Origin of the sequence: Caldimonas sp. KR1-144 (assembly GCF_049446155.1) — a bacterium.
Classification (GTDB): domain Bacteria; phylum Pseudomonadota; class Gammaproteobacteria; order Burkholderiales; family Burkholderiaceae_C; genus Rivibacter.
In genome coordinates, this window is the sequence record NZ_JBMSEE010000008.1 from 155,164 (window position 1) to 170,686 (window position 15,523).

General features: G+C 72.0%; 13 protein-coding genes. 5 read left to right on the plus strand and 8 right to left on the minus strand.

The genetic code is table 11. The features are described 5' to 3' along the window. Positions 1-11: 11 nt before the first annotated feature. Positions 12-1,478: a diguanylate cyclase domain-containing protein gene (locus ACO2TI_RS18380; RefSeq protein ID WP_423286616.1), complete on the minus strand. Its 1,467-nt coding sequence runs from the start codon at positions 1,476-1,478 to the stop codon at positions 12-14. A 17-nt stretch (positions 1,479-1,495) separates the two neighbouring features. Further along, complete coding sequence (locus ACO2TI_RS18385) at positions 1,496-2,866, minus strand: aminopeptidase P N-terminal domain-containing protein (RefSeq protein WP_423286617.1); 1,371 nt, start codon at positions 2,864-2,866, stop codon at positions 1,496-1,498. A 95-nt stretch (positions 2,867-2,961) separates the two neighbouring features. Here ACO2TI_RS18385 and ACO2TI_RS18390 point away from each other — a divergent pair, with 95 nt between their 5' ends. Next, entirely contained in the window at positions 2,962-3,954 is a 993-nt protein-coding gene (locus ACO2TI_RS18390) for a potassium channel beta subunit family protein (RefSeq protein WP_423286618.1), read from the plus strand. Positions 3,955-4,089: 135 nt separating this feature from the next. On the opposite strand, the gene ACO2TI_RS18395 is transcribed toward ACO2TI_RS18390, so the two are convergent. From ACO2TI_RS18395 to speD, 4 genes are all read right to left on the minus strand, one after another. After that, positions 4,090-4,698, minus strand: coding sequence for a hemerythrin domain-containing protein (locus ACO2TI_RS18395; RefSeq protein WP_423286620.1), 609 nt, complete (start codon positions 4,696-4,698; stop codon positions 4,090-4,092). Between the two features lie 135 nt (positions 4,699-4,833). Next, positions 4,834-5,544, minus strand: a complete 711-nt coding sequence (locus ACO2TI_RS18400) for a hypothetical protein (RefSeq protein ID WP_423286621.1) — start codon at positions 5,542-5,544, stop codon at positions 4,834-4,836. A gap of 78 nt (positions 5,545-5,622) precedes the next feature. Beyond that, entirely contained in the window at positions 5,623-6,357 is a 735-nt protein-coding gene (locus ACO2TI_RS18405; RefSeq protein WP_423286622.1) for a nucleotidyltransferase family protein, read from the minus strand. Further along, the gene (gene speD / locus ACO2TI_RS18410) at positions 6,354-6,737 is read right to left on the minus strand and encodes an adenosylmethionine decarboxylase (protein WP_423286623.1); all 384 of its coding nucleotides are present in this window, start codon (positions 6,735-6,737) and stop codon (positions 6,354-6,356) included. The genes ACO2TI_RS18405 and speD overlap by 4 nt, the downstream gene beginning before the upstream one ends. 195 nt (positions 6,738-6,932) lie before the next feature. Between speD and tkt the strand changes: the two genes are divergently transcribed. From tkt to ACO2TI_RS18430, 4 genes are all read left to right on the plus strand, one after another. Continuing rightward, entirely contained in the window at positions 6,933-8,993 is a 2,061-nt protein-coding gene (gene tkt, locus ACO2TI_RS18415; protein WP_423286625.1) for a transketolase, read from the plus strand. A gap of 40 nt (positions 8,994-9,033) precedes the next feature. Next, the gene (gene gap, locus ACO2TI_RS18420; protein ID WP_423286627.1) at positions 9,034-10,035 is read left to right on the plus strand and encodes a type I glyceraldehyde-3-phosphate dehydrogenase; all 1,002 of its coding nucleotides are present in this window, start codon (positions 9,034-9,036) and stop codon (positions 10,033-10,035) included. Positions 10,036-10,210: 175 nt separating this feature from the next. Continuing rightward, positions 10,211-12,139, plus strand: a complete 1,929-nt coding sequence (locus ACO2TI_RS18425) for a S8 family serine peptidase (protein ID WP_423286629.1) — start codon at positions 10,211-10,213, stop codon at positions 12,137-12,139. Then, complete coding sequence (locus tag ACO2TI_RS18430) at positions 12,136-13,947, plus strand: S8 family serine peptidase (RefSeq protein ID WP_423286631.1); 1,812 nt, start codon at positions 12,136-12,138, stop codon at positions 13,945-13,947. Before ACO2TI_RS18425 ends, ACO2TI_RS18430 begins: the two co-directional genes overlap by 4 nt. On the opposite strand, the gene ACO2TI_RS18435 is transcribed toward ACO2TI_RS18430, so the two are convergent. Beyond that, positions 13,944-14,708, minus strand: coding sequence for a hypothetical protein (locus ACO2TI_RS18435; protein ID WP_423286633.1), 765 nt, complete (start codon positions 14,706-14,708; stop codon positions 13,944-13,946). The two genes, ACO2TI_RS18430 and ACO2TI_RS18435, sit on opposite strands and share 4 nt — an antisense overlap. After that, entirely contained in the window at positions 14,702-15,520 is an 819-nt protein-coding gene (locus ACO2TI_RS18440) for a biotin--[acetyl-CoA-carboxylase] ligase (RefSeq protein ID WP_423286635.1), read from the minus strand. The genes ACO2TI_RS18435 and ACO2TI_RS18440 overlap by 7 nt, the downstream gene beginning before the upstream one ends. Positions 15,521-15,523: the final 3 nt, after the last annotated feature.

Below are 15,523 nucleotides of genomic sequence, written 5' to 3' on the forward strand. Positions count from 1 at the left end.
GTCGACCGGCCTCAGTTCTGCCGACCGCGCCGGTCGTGGTCGACGCTCTCGTAGTACGCGCGCTTGGACGCATACATCTGCTGGTCGGCGCGATGCACGGCGGTCTCGAGCCGTTCGCCCTGGTGGCAGGTGGCGTGGCCGAACGAGAAGCTCAGCAGCGGCGTGCCGTAGAACTGGTTGTTGACCTCGATCAGCTCGTCCACGCGCTCCATCAGCGCCGGCACCGCGCGCTCGTCGGTGCCCGGCAGCAGCAGTGCGAACTCGTCGCCGCCGATGCGCGCGGCGCAGGCCGGCTTGTCGATCGCCTTGGCCAGCACCTCGCCGGCGCGGCGCAGCAGCGCGTCGCCGCCGGCATGGCCGGTCTCGTCGTTGACGGCCTTCAGGCCGTTGAGGTCGGCCACCACCACGGTTACCGGCCACGGGCCCTTGCGCTCGAGGCGGTTGAGCTCGTCGGCGAAGAAGCTGCGGTTGCGCAGCTTGGTCAGCACGTCGTGCTTGCCGAGGTATTCAAGGTAGGCCTCGGCCTTCTTGCGCGCGGTGATGTCGGTCAGCGAGACCAGCACCAGATCCCAGTTCGCCTCGTGGCCGGGGAAGACCGAGAACTGCAGGTAGACGTGCACGGTCTCGCCGCCGAGCGCGTAGTTCACCGTCTCGCGCTGCTGGAACAGCTTGCCCTGCCACAGCTCGATCAGCTGCTCCTTGAAGTGCGCGGCCATCTCGTCGCGGAACACGCGCTCGAGCGATTTCAGCAGCGTCGGCTTGTCGGGTGCGCCGAACATCGTCAGGGTCTGGCGGTTGACGTCGATCACGCGGATCTCGGCCATGCAGCGCTCGACGAACTCGGGGTGCACGTCGGTGAAAGTGCGCAAGTCGCTGATGCCTTGCTCGCGCACCTCGTCGAGCAGGCGCTTGACGGCGCTGAAGTCCTCGACCCACAGCGACACCGGCGAATGCTCGAACAGGCCCATCGCGTAGGCGTGGTGGTGCGCGGCGGCGTGCTGCGCGCGCACGCGCTCGGTCACGTCCTCGATCGCCAGCAGCACGCGCGACCAGTCGGATTCGTGGCCCGGCAGCACGCTGGCGCTGAGCTGGATGTCCAGGCGCCGGCCGTCGAGCGCGTAGTTGACGGTCTGGCCGCCGAAGCGCAGCGCGCCGCCCCACAACTGCGCCATCTCCTCGACGTGCTGCTCGAACATGTCGTCGCGAAACACCTCGCCGAGGCGCTCGATCAGCTCGCCTTGCGAGCCGGCGCGAAACAGCGCGAGCGTCTGGCGGTTGACCTTGAGCACGCGGATCGCGCGGCTGCATTCGGCGATGCGGCTGCGATCGGCACGCAGGAAGGCGCGCAGGTCGCTCACGCCCTCGGCGCGCCAGCGTTCAAACAGCGCCTTCAGCGCGCTGTAGTCCTCGAGCCAGAGCGAGACCGGCGCGAGTTCGAACATCAGTTCATGGTCGTGGAAGGTCGAGGCATCGGTCATCGGGACAAGGCTCGTGGTCAGTGGCGCATCAGCGCTTCGATCTCGGCGCTGGCGACCGGTACGCCGCGCGTCAGCAGCTCGCAGCCGGTCTCGGTGACGAGCGCGTCGTCCTCGATGCGGATGCCGGTGTTCCAGTATTCGCGCGGCACGTCGTCGGCCGGGCGGACATACAACCCCGGCTCGATGGTCAGCACCATGCCGGGACGCAGCACGCGCGAGGGATGGCGCACGACGCGCCCGCCGGTGCCGTCGGGCTGTTCGACGGGCGCCTCGTCTCGCGCGTCGTAGTCGCCCACGTCGTGCACGTCCAGGCCCAGCCAGTGGCCGGTGCCGTGCATGTAGTAGCGACGGTAGGCGCCGCTGGCGACGGCGTCCTCGACGCTGCCGACCGCGTCGCGCTTGAGCAGCCCCAGTTCGATCAGGCCCGCGGTCAGCACGCGCACCGCGGCCCAGTGGCCGTCTTGCTTGCGCGCGCCGGGGCGCGTGACGGCGATCGCCGCTTCCTGCGATGCGACGACGAGGTCGTAGAGCCGCCGCTGTGCGGCCGTGAAGCGGCCGTCGACCGGAAAGCTGCGCGTGATGTCGCTCGCATAGCCCTCGACCTCGGCGCCGGCGTCGATCAGGCACAGCTCGCCGGCCTTGAGCTCGGCATGGCCGGCCGGGTAGTGCAGGATGCAGGCGTTGGCGCCGGTTGCGACGATGCTTTCGTACGAAGGCCCGCTCGCGCCGGCGTGGCGAAAGGCGTAGAGCAGCTCGGCCTCGAGCTGGTATTCGCGCAGGCCCGGGCGGCAGGCGCGCATCGCGCGCAGATGGCCTTCGGCGCCGATCTCGCCGGCGCGGCGCATCAGCCGTACTTCGTGCGCGTCCTTGACGAGGCGCATCTCGTCGACGATGGGCGCCAGGTCGCACAGGCGCGGCGGTGCGACCACGCCCATGTGCGAGCGTGCGCGCAGCGCATCGAGCGCGGCATGGACCGGCGCGCCCGCATGGCTCGCGTCGAACGGCCACCACACGGCCGGCTGGTTGGCCAGCCATTCGACCAGCGTGTCGTGCAGCGCCGTGTTGGGCCGCGCGGCATCGAGCGCCAGCGCGGCCGGCGCCGCCTCGGGGCCCAGGCGCACGCCGTCCCACAGTTCGCGCGTCTCGTCGCGCGGCGGGCACAGCAGCAGCGCGCGGCCGTTCGCGTCGACGAGCAGCCAGCTGTCGGGCTCGGTGAAGCCGGTGAGGTAGAGGAAGCGGCTGTCGGCGCGGAACACGTGGCTGTTGTCGCTGCCGTTGCGCAGCAGCGTCGGCGCGGTCGGCAGCACGGCGACGCCGCCGCCCGCGGCGGCCAGTGCCGCCGCCACCCGGGCGCGGCGTTCGGCATGGGGACGCGGGTCGAAGGTCATCGTCGGTTTGCCGCGTCGGTGGGGCGGCGATTGGCTACGCTAGCGGCCAAGTCTAGGCCCGCCGCAGGCGACGCCATCCTTGAAGGAGAACCCCTATGGAATACCGCCGCCTCGGCCGTGCCGGATTGCGCGTGAGCGCGTTGTCGCTGGGCTCGTGGGTCACGTATCACAACCAGGTCGATGTCGCCGCGGCGCGCGAGATGATGGCCGCCGCGCTCGACGCCGGCGTCAACTTCTTCGACAACGCCGAGGTCTACGCCAACGGCCGCAGCGAGACCATCATGGGCGAGGCGCTGCGCCAGCTGGCGCGACCGCGCATCGACATCGTCGTCTCGACCAAGTTCTTCTGGGGCCTGAACCGTGCCAAGCCGGGCGAGCCGCCGCGCGTGAACGCCCAGGACACGCTCAACCGCAAGTACCTGATGCAGGCGATCGACGGCTCGTTGTCGCGGCTGCAGCTGGACTTCATCGACCTCGTCTACTGCCATCGGCCCGATCCGCACACGCCGATCGAGGAGACGGTGCGCGCGATGAACGACATCATCGACGCCGGCAAGGCGCTGTACTGGGGCACCAGCGAATGGAGCGCCGACGAGATCCGCGCCGCCTGGCAGGCGGCCGACCGCCACGGCTGGCACAAGCCGGTGGTCGAGCAGCCGCAGTACCACCTGTTCCACCGCAAGCGCGTCGAGCAGGAGTACGCGCGGCTGTACGACGAGATCGGCCTGGGCCTCACGACCTGGAGCCCGCTGGCCTCGGGCCTTCTGACCGGCAAGTACCGCGACGGCATCCCCGAGGGCAGCCGCGGCGCGATGGACAGCATGGCGTTCTTGCGCGAGGGCCTGACCGATCCGCGCAAGAACGCCGCGGTGCTCGAACTCGAAGGCATCGCCGCCGAGCTGGGCGCGAGCGTTGCGCAGCTCGCGATCGCGTGGGTGATGCGCAGCCCGCGCGTGAGCAGCGTGATCCTCGGCGCGTCGCGGCTGTCGCAGCTGGAGGACAACCTGCGCGCGCTGCAGGTGTTGCCGCGGCTGACGCCCGAGCTGATGGCGCGCATCGATGCGATCAGTGCGCCGTTGGCGGGGTGATGGAGCCCCCACGCTCGCTTTGCTCGCTGCCCCTCGGGGGGGGGCCTTGCTGCGGACCGGCGGAGCCGGATCCGCGCAAGCGCTGGTATCTGGCCGGGATCCGCGCGGCCCTGCTGACCGGCCGGAATCGGCCGGTCACGCGGCTTTGGGCTCGCCGAGGCCGATCGGCGCGGGCGCGGTGTGGAGGATGCGCAGGAACAGCGGCCGGTAGCTGGTGTCGTGGTCGCTGACCAGCGGATCGCGGTTGGCGGCGAATGCGCGGGCGAGTTGCTGCCAGTCGTCCTCGCCCAGCAGGCGGCGCGCGAGCGGCAGCACATCTTCTTCCTCGCAACGCATGTGCTCAAGGTAGAAGCGCACGTAGTGCCGTGCCGCGCGCTCGAAGGCCGCGCGGCGCAGGCCGCCGTCCGGCGCGTCGTCCAGCATCTCCCAGCCGAGCAGCAGGTGCTGCAGCTCGCGGATCGACTGCTCGCCGCGCGCGTGGTCGTGGTCGAGCCGGTCGAGCACGGCGCGCGCTTCGGGCGCGCGCTCGCGCAGCTTCGCGAACAGCAGCTCGCTTTCCTTGGGGTGGTGCAGCCGCTCGGGAAACTCGTCGACGTAGAACAGCATCGCGCGCAGCAACGTGAAGTCGGTCGCCGCGCTCCCCGCTGCCGCGGCATCGAGCAGCAGCAGGATCGAACTCAGCACCGAGGCCAGGGCCCGATGCTCCTCGCGAATGATGCGTTCGGCGGTATGCAATGCGGCCATGGGTTCAACCTCGCAGGCCATGCCCGCCGCGCGCCGCGGCGATTCGGCATGGGGGTCTAAAGGTAGCGCCGGCGGCGCGTGCGGCGCTTGAGCCAGGTCAAGGCCCGCAGACCCGCAGGTTCTCAGGAGACCTGATCAACTGCCCTGCAGCGGGAATCGCTGCGGCCGTGCGGCCGGGTGCACCGGCCGCAGCGACTCCTGCACCGCGCGCTTGGCGGCGCGGCGCTTGTCGGCGGCCACGCGCTTGCGCGTGTCGCTCACGATGTCGATCTGCATGCGCACGAAGTTGGCGAGGTTCTCCACCCGCGTGAGACCGCCGAACCAGGTGCCGGTGCGCGGCAGCTTGACCGCGCTGCCGTCGCGCCGCACCAGCGCGACGTAGCAGGCGGTGGGCCGCAGCGACTGCGGCATCCAGGACCAGCCGCCGACCTTCTCGACGACGTGCACTTCCTTGATCTCGGTGACCGCCAGCCGGCGCGCCGAGCGCTGCCAGCCGCGCCGCCAGGCGACGAACTTGACGCTCGCGGCCGCGCGCTCCCAATGCCACATGTCCCAGCCGAGCGCGGCCATCCACAGCATCACCGCCAGCATCAGCCACGGCCACGCGCCGGCGAAGCCGAGCACGGCGGCCAGTCCCGCCGACGCCAGCAGCGCACCGAGCGTCAGCATCTGCGGCTCGTGCGGCGTGAGGAGCTGGCGGTGGTACAGGCGCGAGTCGAGGTGCTCGCCGGACAGCGGCTTTTGCGCGAGCAGCAGCGCGCGCAGCCCGGCGGCGGCGAGCTGTTCGGTGGCAGCGGCGGTGGCCATTGCCACCGGGACGCCGATGAGGGCGGCTTCGAGCGCCATGTCAGCAAACAAGGAAATCGGTCTGAGGACGGTCAGTGCAAAGGTCCGGCACGGCGGACCCGACCGACGCCCGGCGGCTCAAGCGGCCTGCAGCGACTGCCAGCGCTCGGGAGTGCCCACGTCGGCCCAGAAGCCGCGGTAGAGCGAGCCGCCGAGCTGCCCGCGTGCGATCGCCGCCTTGAAGCAGGGCAGCAGCGCGGCGCGCTCGCCCGGCCGCACGGTGGCGACTGCGGACGATTTGAACAACCCGATGGTCGAGTAGGTGTAACGGTTGGCTTCCGCACCCCCCGGTGCGCCGTGGGGTTCGTCACGCGAGGCGCGCTCGAGATGCACGCGCCCGCGTGCGTCGAGCCAGAAGTCGCCGTTCGGATGCTGCGGTGGGTTGGGCACGAACCAGAGGTGGGCGTCGTCGCGGCTCGCGATGAAATCGGCGGCGGCGCGCGCGTCGAAGCGGAAGTCGGGCGCGTAGACGTCGCCGGCCAGCACCCAGCACGCCGGCGGATCGCCCAGCAGCGGCCACGCGGTCGCCAGGCCGCCGGCCGTCTCCAGGGCGCCGCCGTGGTCGCGGCCTTCCATCGAGTAGCGGATCGAGAGACCGAAGCGCGAGCCGTCGCCCAGGGCGGCGGGGAACTGCTCCTCGAGCCAGGCGGTGTTGATCACCACCTCGCGGATGCCGTCGCGCGCCAGCGCCTCGAGGTGCCATTCGATCAGCGGCTTGCCGCGCACCGGCAGCAGCGGCTTGGGCGTGCGGTCGGTCAGCGGGCGCATGCGCTCGCCGCGGCCGGCGGCGAGGATCAGGGCGGGCAGCGTCATGCTGCAAGCTCCACGCCGCGCGCAAGCGCATGCCGCTCGACCGCGCCCGGCCCGAAGGCGGCGACCAGCGCGTCGATCAACGCGCGCGCCCGATCGCTGTTGTCGGCGCTGCGGTGGCAGACATAGACGTCCAGCGTCACGCGGCCCAGCTCGGGCCAGGTGTGCACGGCCAGGTGCGACTCGGCCAGCAGCACGACGCCGGTCACGCCGCGCGGCTCGCCGCGCTCGGGCGAAAAGCCGTGGAAGCGATCGCCGACGACCGTCAGGCCGGCCTCGCCGACGCGCGCGAGGCACAGCGCGCGCAGGGCGCCGGGGTCGGTCATCGCGGGCGTCGCGGCGGGGCAGCCGGCGAGGTCGGCGGTCAGGTGCAGGCCTTGCATAGGAAGCGGCAACGCGGCGCCAAAGCGGCCGCGGGAAGACAGTCTGGACCGGCGACGATACAGCGACGCGGTGGCAGTCTGGTCCAGTCCGGAGGGAAAAGCGGCCCCCCGTAAAATCACGGGTTCCTCCCTCCTGCCCGGCGTGCCGATGCCCAGGCTTCGGCGCTCAGCGGCTTTTCTTTCCCGCCAGACACCATGTCAGCCCTGTCCACCCCCGCCATCACGACCGCGACCCCGACCCAGATGGCCAATGCCATCCGCGCCCTGGCGATGGACGCGGTGCAAAAGGCCAACTCCGGCCACCCGGGCGCGCCGATGGGCATGGCCGAGATCGCGGTGGCGCTGTGGAGCCGCCATCTCAAGCACAACCCGGCCGACCCGAAGTGGGCCGACCGCGACCGCTTCGTGCTCAGCAACGGCCACGGCTCGATGCTGATCTATGCGCTGCTGCACCTGACCGGCTACGACCTGCCGGTCGCCGAGCTGGCGGCGTTTCGCCAGCTGCACAGCCAGACGCCGGGCCATCCGGAAGTGGGCGTCACGCCCGGCGTCGAGACGACCACCGGCCCGCTCGGCCAAGGCATCACCAATGCGGTCGGCATGGCGCTGGCCGAGAAGCTGCTGGCGGCCGAGTTCAACCGCCCGGGCCACAAGCTGGTCGACCACCACACCTACGCCTTTCTGGGCGACGGCTGCCTGATGGAAGGCATCAGCCACGAGGCCTGCGGCCTGGCCGCAGCCTGGAAGCTCGGCAAGCTGATCGCCTTCTACGACGACAACGGCATCTCGATCGACGGCGAAGTCACGCCCTGGTTCGTCGACGACACGCCCAAGCGCTTCGAGGCCTACGGCTGGCAGGTCATCGGCCCGATCGACGGCCATGACGTCGACGCGGTCGACGCCGCGATCGCCAAGGCCAAGCGCAGCACCGAGGCGCCCACGCTGATCGTCTGCAAGACGGCCATCGGCCAGGGCTCGCCCAACCGCGCCAACAGCGCCAAGGCGCACGGCGAGCCACTGGGCCACGAGGAGATCGCGCTGACGCGCCAGGCCATCGGCTGGAGCTCGGCGCCGTTCGAGATCCCGGCCGAGGTGCATGCCGCATGGGATGCCCGCGCGCGCGGCGCCCAGGCCCAGGCGAGCTGGGAGGCGACCTTCGCGAGCTATGCCGCGGCCCATCCCGAGCTGGCCGAGGAGTTCAAGCGCCGCATGGAAGGCAAGTTGCCCGCGCGCTTCGCGCAGGTGGCGGTGGACGCGGCCGTGGCGGCCCACACCAAGGCCGAGACCGTGGCCACGCGCAAGGCCAGCCAGCAGGCGCTCGAGGCGATGACCGCGGCGCTGCCGGAGCTGCTGGGCGGCTCGGCGGATCTCACCGGCTCCAACCTCACCAACACCAAGTACACGCCGGCGCTGCGCTTCGACGACGCCGGCGCGCCGGTCAAGGGCGAGGACGGCAAGCCCGGGCGCCACATCAACTACGGCGTGCGCGAATTCGGCATGGCCGCGGTGATGAACGGCATCGCGCTGCACGGCGGCTTCATTCCCTACGGCGGCACCTTCCTGACCTTCAGCGACTACAGCCGCAACGCGATCCGCATGGCCGCGCTGATGAAGCAGCGCGTGATCCACGTCTTCACGCACGACTCCATCGGCCTCGGCGAAGACGGCCCGACGCACCAGTCGGTCGAGCACGCCGCCGCGCTGCGCTTGATTCCGGGGCTGGACGTCTGGCGCCCGGCCGACACCGCCGAGACCGCGATCGCCTGGACGCGCGCGCTGCTCAACGAGTCGCGCCCGACGGCGCTCTTGCTGTCGCGCCAGAACCTGCCCTACCTGCCCAAGTCAGGCCTCGACGAGATCGCGCGCGGCGCCTACGTGCTGGCCGAGCCGGCCGAGGTCGGCTTGAACAAGAAGGCGCAGGCGGTGATCGTCGCGACCGGCTCCGAGGTGCAGCTCGCGCTGCATGCGCAGCAGCAGCTGGCCGTCGACGGCATCGCGGTGCGCGTGGTCTCGATGCCCTCGACCACCACCTTCGACCGCCAGGACGTGGCCTACAAGAGTGCCGTGCTGCCCGAAGGCCTGCCGCGCATCGCGGTGGAAGCGGGCGTGACCGACTTCTGGTGGAAGTACCGCTGCGCGGCCGTGGTCGGCATCGACACCTACGGCGAGTCGGCGCCCGCGGGCGTGCTGTTCAAGCACTTCGGCTTCACGGCGGAGAACGTCGCCGACACCGTGCGCAAGGTTCTTCTCGGCTGATTTCCTTCCTCCTCTTCTTCACTTCGCATTGGAGAGTCGTATGACCATCAAGATCGGCATCAACGGCTTCGGCCGCATCGGGCGCATGGTGTTCCGCGCGGCGGTGCAGAACTTCGCCAACGACATCGAGGTCGTGGCGATCAACGACCTGCTCGAGCCCGACTACCTGGCCTACATGCTCAAGTACGACTCGGTCCACGGCCGCTTCAAGGGCGAAGTCGCGGTCGACGGCAACACGCTCATCGTCAACGGCAAGAAGATCCGCCTGTCCGCGCTCAAGGATCCCGCCGAGCTGAACTGGGGCGCCGTCGGCGCCGACGTGGTGGTCGAGTCGACCGGCCTGTTCCTGACCAAGGAAACCGCCGAGAAGCACCTCAAGGCCGGTGCCAAGAAGGTCATCATGAGCGCGCCGTCGAAGGACGACACGCCGATGTTCGTCTACGGCGTCAACGACAAGAGCTACAAGGGCGAGGCCATCATCTCCAACGCCTCGTGCACGACCAACTGCCTGGCGCCCGTCGCCAAGGTGCTGCACGACAGCTTCGGCATCAAGCGCGGCCTGATGACGACGGTGCACGCCACCACTGCGACGCAGAAGACCGTCGACGGCCCGAGCAACAAGGACTGGCGCGGCGGCCGCGGCATCCTCGAGAACATCATCCCCAGCTCGACCGGCGCGGCCAAGGCGGTCGGCGTGGTGATCCCCGAGCTGAACAAGAAGCTCACCGGCATGTCGTTCCGCGTGCCGACCTCGGACGTCTCGGTGATCGACCTGACCGTCGAGCTCAACAAGGAAGCGAGCTACGAACAGATCTGCGACGCCATGAAGGCCGCCGCGGCCGGCCCGATGAAGGGCGTGCTGGCCTACACCGAGGACAAGGTCGTCGCGACCGACTTCCGCGGCGAGTCCTGCACCTCGGTGTTCGACGCCGAGGCCGGCATCGCGCTGGACTCGACCTTCGTGAAGGTCGTGGCCTGGTACGACAACGAGTGGGGCTACTCGAACAAGGTGCTCGAGATGGTGCGCGTCGTCGGTCGCTGACCCCCGTCGGCTCCTCGCCACGGAAGGCCCCGCGTCAGCGGGGCCTTCGTGCTTTTGGGGCTACCGTTGCAGGCGCAAACATCGGTGTCGGCATGTAAGTGATGCCGGTATTGCCATCTTTCTCATGGATGGTTTTGCCCGCCGGTTCCTAGACTCAACCTGCCCCCAAGTTGTCATGAAGATCCACCGCCTTCTCGCCCGCGCCCTGCTTGCCGCCGCCGCCCTGGCGGCCGGTGCGGGCGCGCTCGCACTGCCGCAGGACACCGGGCTGATCGTGAAGCTGCGCGACGACGACGCACCGCAGCGCGCCCAGGCCCGCCTCGAGCAACTGGCGGCGCGTCACGGCGTGCCGGTGCTGCGCGGCTCGCCGCGCGCGCTGGGCGGGCGCCTGCACGTGCTGCGCACCGCGCTCGGCAGCGACAACGCCGCGCTGGCCCGGCGCCTGGCGGCCGACCCGGAGGTCGTCTATGCGGTGCCCGACCGCCGCGCGCGCCGCGCCGCGGTGCCGAGCGACCCGCTGTTTGCGACCGGCGACGTGGTCAACGGCCCGGTCGCCGGCCAGTGGTACCTGAAGTCGCCGAACGCGACGCTCGTCAGCGCGATCGACGCCCAGGCCGCCTGGGACGTGACCCAGGGCAGCGCCTCGGTCGTCGTCGCCGTGCTCGACACCGGCGTGCGCACCGACCACCCCGATCTCGCCGGCAAGCTGCTGGCGGGCTACGACTTCGTCACCCAGGTCGGCCGCGCCAACGACGGCAACGGGCGCGACAGCGACCCGAGCGATCCGGGCGACTGGGTCACGCAAAACGACATCGACACCGGCGTCGTCGACAGCGACTGCGAGGTCTCCGACAGCTCCTGGCACGGCACCCAGGTCGCTGGCCTGGTCGGCGCGCTGACCAACAACGCCACCGGCATGGCCAGCGTGGGCTGGAACGTGCGCGTGCTGCCGGTGCGCGTGCTCGGCAAGTGCAACGGCGCGCAGTCGGACATCATCGCCGCGATGCGCTGGTCCGCCGGCCTCTCGGTGCCCGGCGTGCCGGCCAACCCCAACCCGGCCAAGGTGCTGAACCTGAGCCTGGGCTCCGACGGCGCCTGCGACGCGGCCTACGCCGACGCGATCGCCGCGGTGCGCGCCACCGGCGCCGTGGTCGTGGCCTCGGCCGGCAACAGCGAGGGCCATGCGGTCGGCTCGCCGGCCAACTGCGCCGGTGCGATCGGCGTCGGCGGCCTGCGCCACATCGGCACCAAGGTCGGCTTCTCGGACCTCGGCCCCGAGGTCACGATCTCGGCGCCGGCCGGCAACTGCGTCAACACCTTCGGCAGCTGCCTGTACCCGATCCTCACCACGTCGAACAGCGGCACGACCTCGCCCTCGGGCTCGATCTACACCGACGGCAGCAACATCACCGTCGGCACCAGCTTCTCGGCCCCGCTGGTGGCCGGCACCGCGGCGCTGATGCTGTCGGCGCGCCCGGCGCTCGCGCCCGACGACGTGCGCCGCTTCCTCATGGCCAGCGCGCGCGCGTTTCCGACCAGCGGCGCCGGCGCCGGCGTGCCGCAGTGCCAGGCGCCCAGCGGCACCGCGCAGGACGAGTGCTACTGCACCACCAGCACCTGCGGCGCCGGCATGCTCGACGCCGGCGCGGCGGTGCAGCTGGCCGCCGACGGCGTGCTGGCGCGCATCGACGTCGCGCCGTCCTCGCCGCGCGCCGGCGAGGCGGTCACGCTCGATGCCAGCGGCTCGCTGCTGGCCAGCGGCCGCTCGATCGCCAGCGTGCAATGGAGCCTGGTCGATGGCGGCGGCATCGTCACCGGCTTCGCCTCCGCGACCGACACCGTGACCGCCAGCCTGCTGCCGAGCGCGGCCGGCAGCGTCACCGTCAGCGTCACGGTCACCGACTCCGCCGGCGCCAGCGCCACCACCAGCCAGACGATCGCGATCGCGGCCGCGGCGCCGTCCACGGGCGGCGGTAGCGGCGGTGGTGGCGGTGGCGGTGCGATGAGCCCGGCCTGGCTGATTTTCCTGGCGCTGGCGGCTTGGGCCGCGGCCGCCGCCACTCGACCCCGCGCCGGGAAGCGGCGCCGACTGGAACCACGATGAACCCGCTGTCCTCGCTGCGCCGTGTGCTTGCTGCGCCTAGCCGAAACCTGTCCTGGCCGCTGCTGGCCGGGCTCGCCGCGCTGCCCTTGTCGGCCGGCGCACTGCAGCGCGAGGCACCGGTGCACCCGGCCGACGACACACGCCCGGCCCATGGCCTGATCGTGCGGCTCAGCGGGGACGACGCTCGCATCCAATCGGCGCCCAGCGCCCGCGCGGCCGCCGAAACTGCCCTGGCCGCGCGCCAGGAGGCCGCCACGGCGCTCGGGCGTGCCGGCCTGGCCGGCTGGAACGCTCGCGCGATGAGTGGCCGCACGCTGCTCGTGAGCCCGGCCCAGGTGTTGACGCCCGAGGCCGCCCGCGAGGCCTCGCAGCGCCTGGCCGCGACGCCCGGCGTCGCCTGGGTGGCGCCCAATGTGCGCGAACGCCGCCAGCAGGCGGGCGCGCCGCTGACGACGAACGACCCCTACTTCTCCCAGCAGTGGTGGCTGCAGGCCGTGGCCGGCAGCGACAGCGACGCGCTGGCCGAGCGCCGCCGCGGCGTGCCGGGCCTGCAGACGGCCTGGGCCGCCGGCACCGGCAGCGGCGGGGTGCGCATCGCCGTGCTCGACTCCGGCTACACCGACCATCCCGAGCTGCGCACGCGCGTTCGGCCCGGCTACGACTTCGTCTCCGAGGTCGAGTACGCCAACGACGGCAACGGCCGCGACGCCGATCCGCACGACCCGGGCGACTGGGTCAGCGACGCCGATCGCCGCAATCACCCCGCGCTGTTCGGCGATTGCGCCGTCACGCCGAGCTCCTGGCACGGCACCGCCATCCTCGGCCAGCTCGCGGCGCAGACCGGCAACGCCAGCGGCATGGCGGCGGCGCGCTGGAGCGGCGACGTGCTCGCGGTGCGCGTGGCCGGCAAGTGCGGCGCGACGGTGGCCGACATCGTCGACGGCATCCGCTGGGCGGCCGGCCTGCCGGTCGACGGCGTTCCGGACAACCCGACGCCGGCGCGCGTGATCAGCCTGAGCTTCGGCGGCGACGCCGCCTGCTCGCCGGCCTACCAGGAGGCGATCGACGACGTCGCGCGCGTCGGCGCCGTCGTCGTGGCCTCGGCCGGCAACGACAGCGGCGCCGTGTCGCGCCCGGCCAACTGCCGCGGCGTCGTCGCGGTGGCCGCGCTCAACCGCGACGGCTTCAAGGCCTACTACTCGAACTTCGGTCCCGAGGTCACCGTGTCCACGGTCGGCGGCGACTACCAGGAAGAGGGCCGCTGGGGCCCGATGCTCGGCGACGGCGGCCTGCTGAGCCTCTACAACGACGGCGCCCAAGGCCCCGGCGTCGCGCAGTACGCGCTGTTTGCCGGCACCAGCTTCGCGGCGCCGATCGTCTCGGCGACCGCGGCGCTGATGCTCGACGCCAATCCGCAGCTCAGCGCCGAACAGCTGATCGACGGCCTGCGGCGCAGCGCACGCCCGCATGTGGGCTCGACCGTGCTGCCGGTGTGCAGCGCCGACACGCCCACGCGCTGCATCTGCGCCGAAGGCCAGTGCGGCGACGGCATCCTCGATGCCACCGAGGCGCTGCGCTATGCGGCCAACCCCACCGCCTACGCGGTCCAGGCCTGGAACGTGCCGGTGCTCGACAACGCCGAGCTGCGCTCGGCGATCGCGCTGGGCAGCGACACCGAGCCGAGCGAGCAGAGCGCCGGGCTTGCCAGCACGGATGCCGGTGGCGGTGGCGCGATGAGCCTGGCGTGGCTGGCCGCGCTGTTGGCGGCGGTGCTGGCCGCGGCGCGCGTGGTGCGGCGTCCGCGCTAACCGTTGCCGCGCGGACTGCCGCGCCCTTCATCGGCGCGCGGGGCCGCGCTGCCGCAGGCCACGAAGGCCGGCGAGCCGGCCGGGCGCGACAGCGTCGCCAGGGCATCGAGCTGCTTTGCGTCGGCGCGCGGCACCTGCAAGAGCCACTGCGTGCGCTGCGTGTCGTTGACCGCGACGACGCGTGCGGTGCGCACGTCGCGTGCCGACAGCGAGTCGAGCTGGGCCTGCGCGGCGGCCGGTGTCGCGTGGCGGCCGAGCACCAGCAGCATCGCCGCGTTGGGTGCCGGGCGTTCTTCGGTGGGCTGCACGCCGCGGCGGCGCAACTCGTCGCGCTTGCGCGCGATTGCCTCGACGTCGGGATAAGGCCCCATGGCGACCCACCACAGCCGCTCGAGCGGCTGCCATTCCCAGGCCCCCTCGGGCAGCAGCGTCTTGAGCTGCTCGTCGAGCCGGGCGCGGTCGGCGGCGGCGATCGGCGCGCTTTCGAGGCAGCTGGTCGCGAGCGCACCGACCAGCGTGCCGCCTTGCGGTGCGGCCGAGGCCGGCGTGCCGGGGGCCGCAGGTGCGGCCGACGTCGCGGGCAGGCGGCCCACGCGCACCAGCTCGGGGTTGAGCTGCTGCCGCAGCCGCTGCGGCTCGCGGCCTTCCGACGGCGAGGGCAGCACGCCCCACGCGACCACCGGCGCGAGCCAGCCCTCGCGCCACGCGAAGAAGCCGGCGTTGGCCAGCAGCAGCGCCAGCACCAGTACCCGCATCAGCATGTCCGCACGCTCACGTCGCCGCTCATGATCCGCCGTGTCTCGCCTTGCGGACCAGTATGCACGAGCAGGGCGCCGTCGCTGTCGACGCCGCATGCGGTGCCTTCCTCGTCGCCAAGGCCGGCTCCCTGCAGCCGCACGCGGCGTCCGCGCAGCGCGTCGCGCGCGGCGAAGCGTGCCTGCAGCGTGGCATCGAAGCCCTGGGTTTCGAACACCGCCAGCGCCTCGAGCAGCGGCCTGGCGACGCGCGCGAGCGCGCCGGGCGCGTCGAGCGACGGGTCGAGTTCGGCCAGTCCGGCGCTGGCGTAGGCATCGCCCGGCTCGGCCGCCGGCGCATGGAGGTTGATGCCGATGCCGACGACGAGGAAGCGCTCGCCCGCACGGCCCGGGTTCGCGAGCCCCTGCGTCTCGATCAGCACGCCGCCGAGCTTGCGGTCGGGGGCCTTGCCCTCGCCCGGTAGCCACAGGTCGTTGGGCCACTTGAGCCGCAGCGCCGGGTGCAGCGCCTCGGCCAGCGCGACGCCGACCGCCAGCGACAAGCCCTCCCAGCGCGGCGGCGCGAACGGCAGCGCGAGCGAGAAGGTCAGCGAGTCGCCGAGCGACGATCGCCACTGCCGGCCCATGCGCCCGCGCCCGGCGGTCTGCCGTTCGGCGACCAGCAGGCACGGCGAGGGATCGCCGGCGCGCGCGCGCTCGAGCAGGCGCGTGCTGGTCGAGTCGCACTCGGCGCTGACCTCGACGCTCAGGCCCGGGCGCAGCGGCTCGAGGTCGAGCCACAGCGCCTCGGCGGGCCAGCGCAGCGCGGGCAGCGCCATGGC

Bases quoted from the DNA above. Each gene is read 5' to 3' on its own strand.
- ACO2TI_RS18435 (WP_423286633.1), bottom strand. From the start codon at position 14,708: ATGCTGATGCGGGTACTGGTGCTGGCGCTGCTGCTGGCCAACGCCGGC.
- speD (WP_423286623.1), bottom strand. From the start codon at position 6,737: ATGCAAGGCCTGCACCTGACCGCCGACCTCGCCGGCTGCCCCGCCGCG.
- ACO2TI_RS18440 (WP_423286635.1), bottom strand. From the start codon at position 15,520: ATGGCGCTGCCCGCGCTGCGCTGGCCCGCCGAGGCGCTGTGGCTCGAC.
- ACO2TI_RS18385 (WP_423286617.1), bottom strand. From the start codon at position 2,866: ATGACCTTCGACCCGCGTCCCCATGCCGAACGCCGCGCCCGGGTGGCG.
- ACO2TI_RS18380 (WP_423286616.1), bottom strand. From the start codon at position 1,478: ATGACCGATGCCTCGACCTTCCACGACCATGAACTGATGTTCGAACTC.
- ACO2TI_RS18430 (WP_423286631.1), top strand. From the start codon at position 12,136: ATGAACCCGCTGTCCTCGCTGCGCCGTGTGCTTGCTGCGCCTAGCCGA.
- ACO2TI_RS18395 (WP_423286620.1), bottom strand. From the start codon at position 4,698: ATGGCCGCATTGCATACCGCCGAACGCATCATTCGCGAGGAGCATCGG.
- ACO2TI_RS18425 (WP_423286629.1), top strand. From the start codon at position 10,211: ATGAAGATCCACCGCCTTCTCGCCCGCGCCCTGCTTGCCGCCGCCGCC.
- ACO2TI_RS18390 (WP_423286618.1), top strand. From the start codon at position 2,962: ATGGAATACCGCCGCCTCGGCCGTGCCGGATTGCGCGTGAGCGCGTTG.
- tkt (WP_423286625.1), top strand. From the start codon at position 6,933: ATGTCAGCCCTGTCCACCCCCGCCATCACGACCGCGACCCCGACCCAG.
- ACO2TI_RS18400 (WP_423286621.1), bottom strand. From the start codon at position 5,544: ATGGCGCTCGAAGCCGCCCTCATCGGCGTCCCGGTGGCAATGGCCACC.
- ACO2TI_RS18405 (WP_423286622.1), bottom strand. From the start codon at position 6,357: ATGACGCTGCCCGCCCTGATCCTCGCCGCCGGCCGCGGCGAGCGCATG.
- gap (WP_423286627.1), top strand. From the start codon at position 9,034: ATGACCATCAAGATCGGCATCAACGGCTTCGGCCGCATCGGGCGCATG.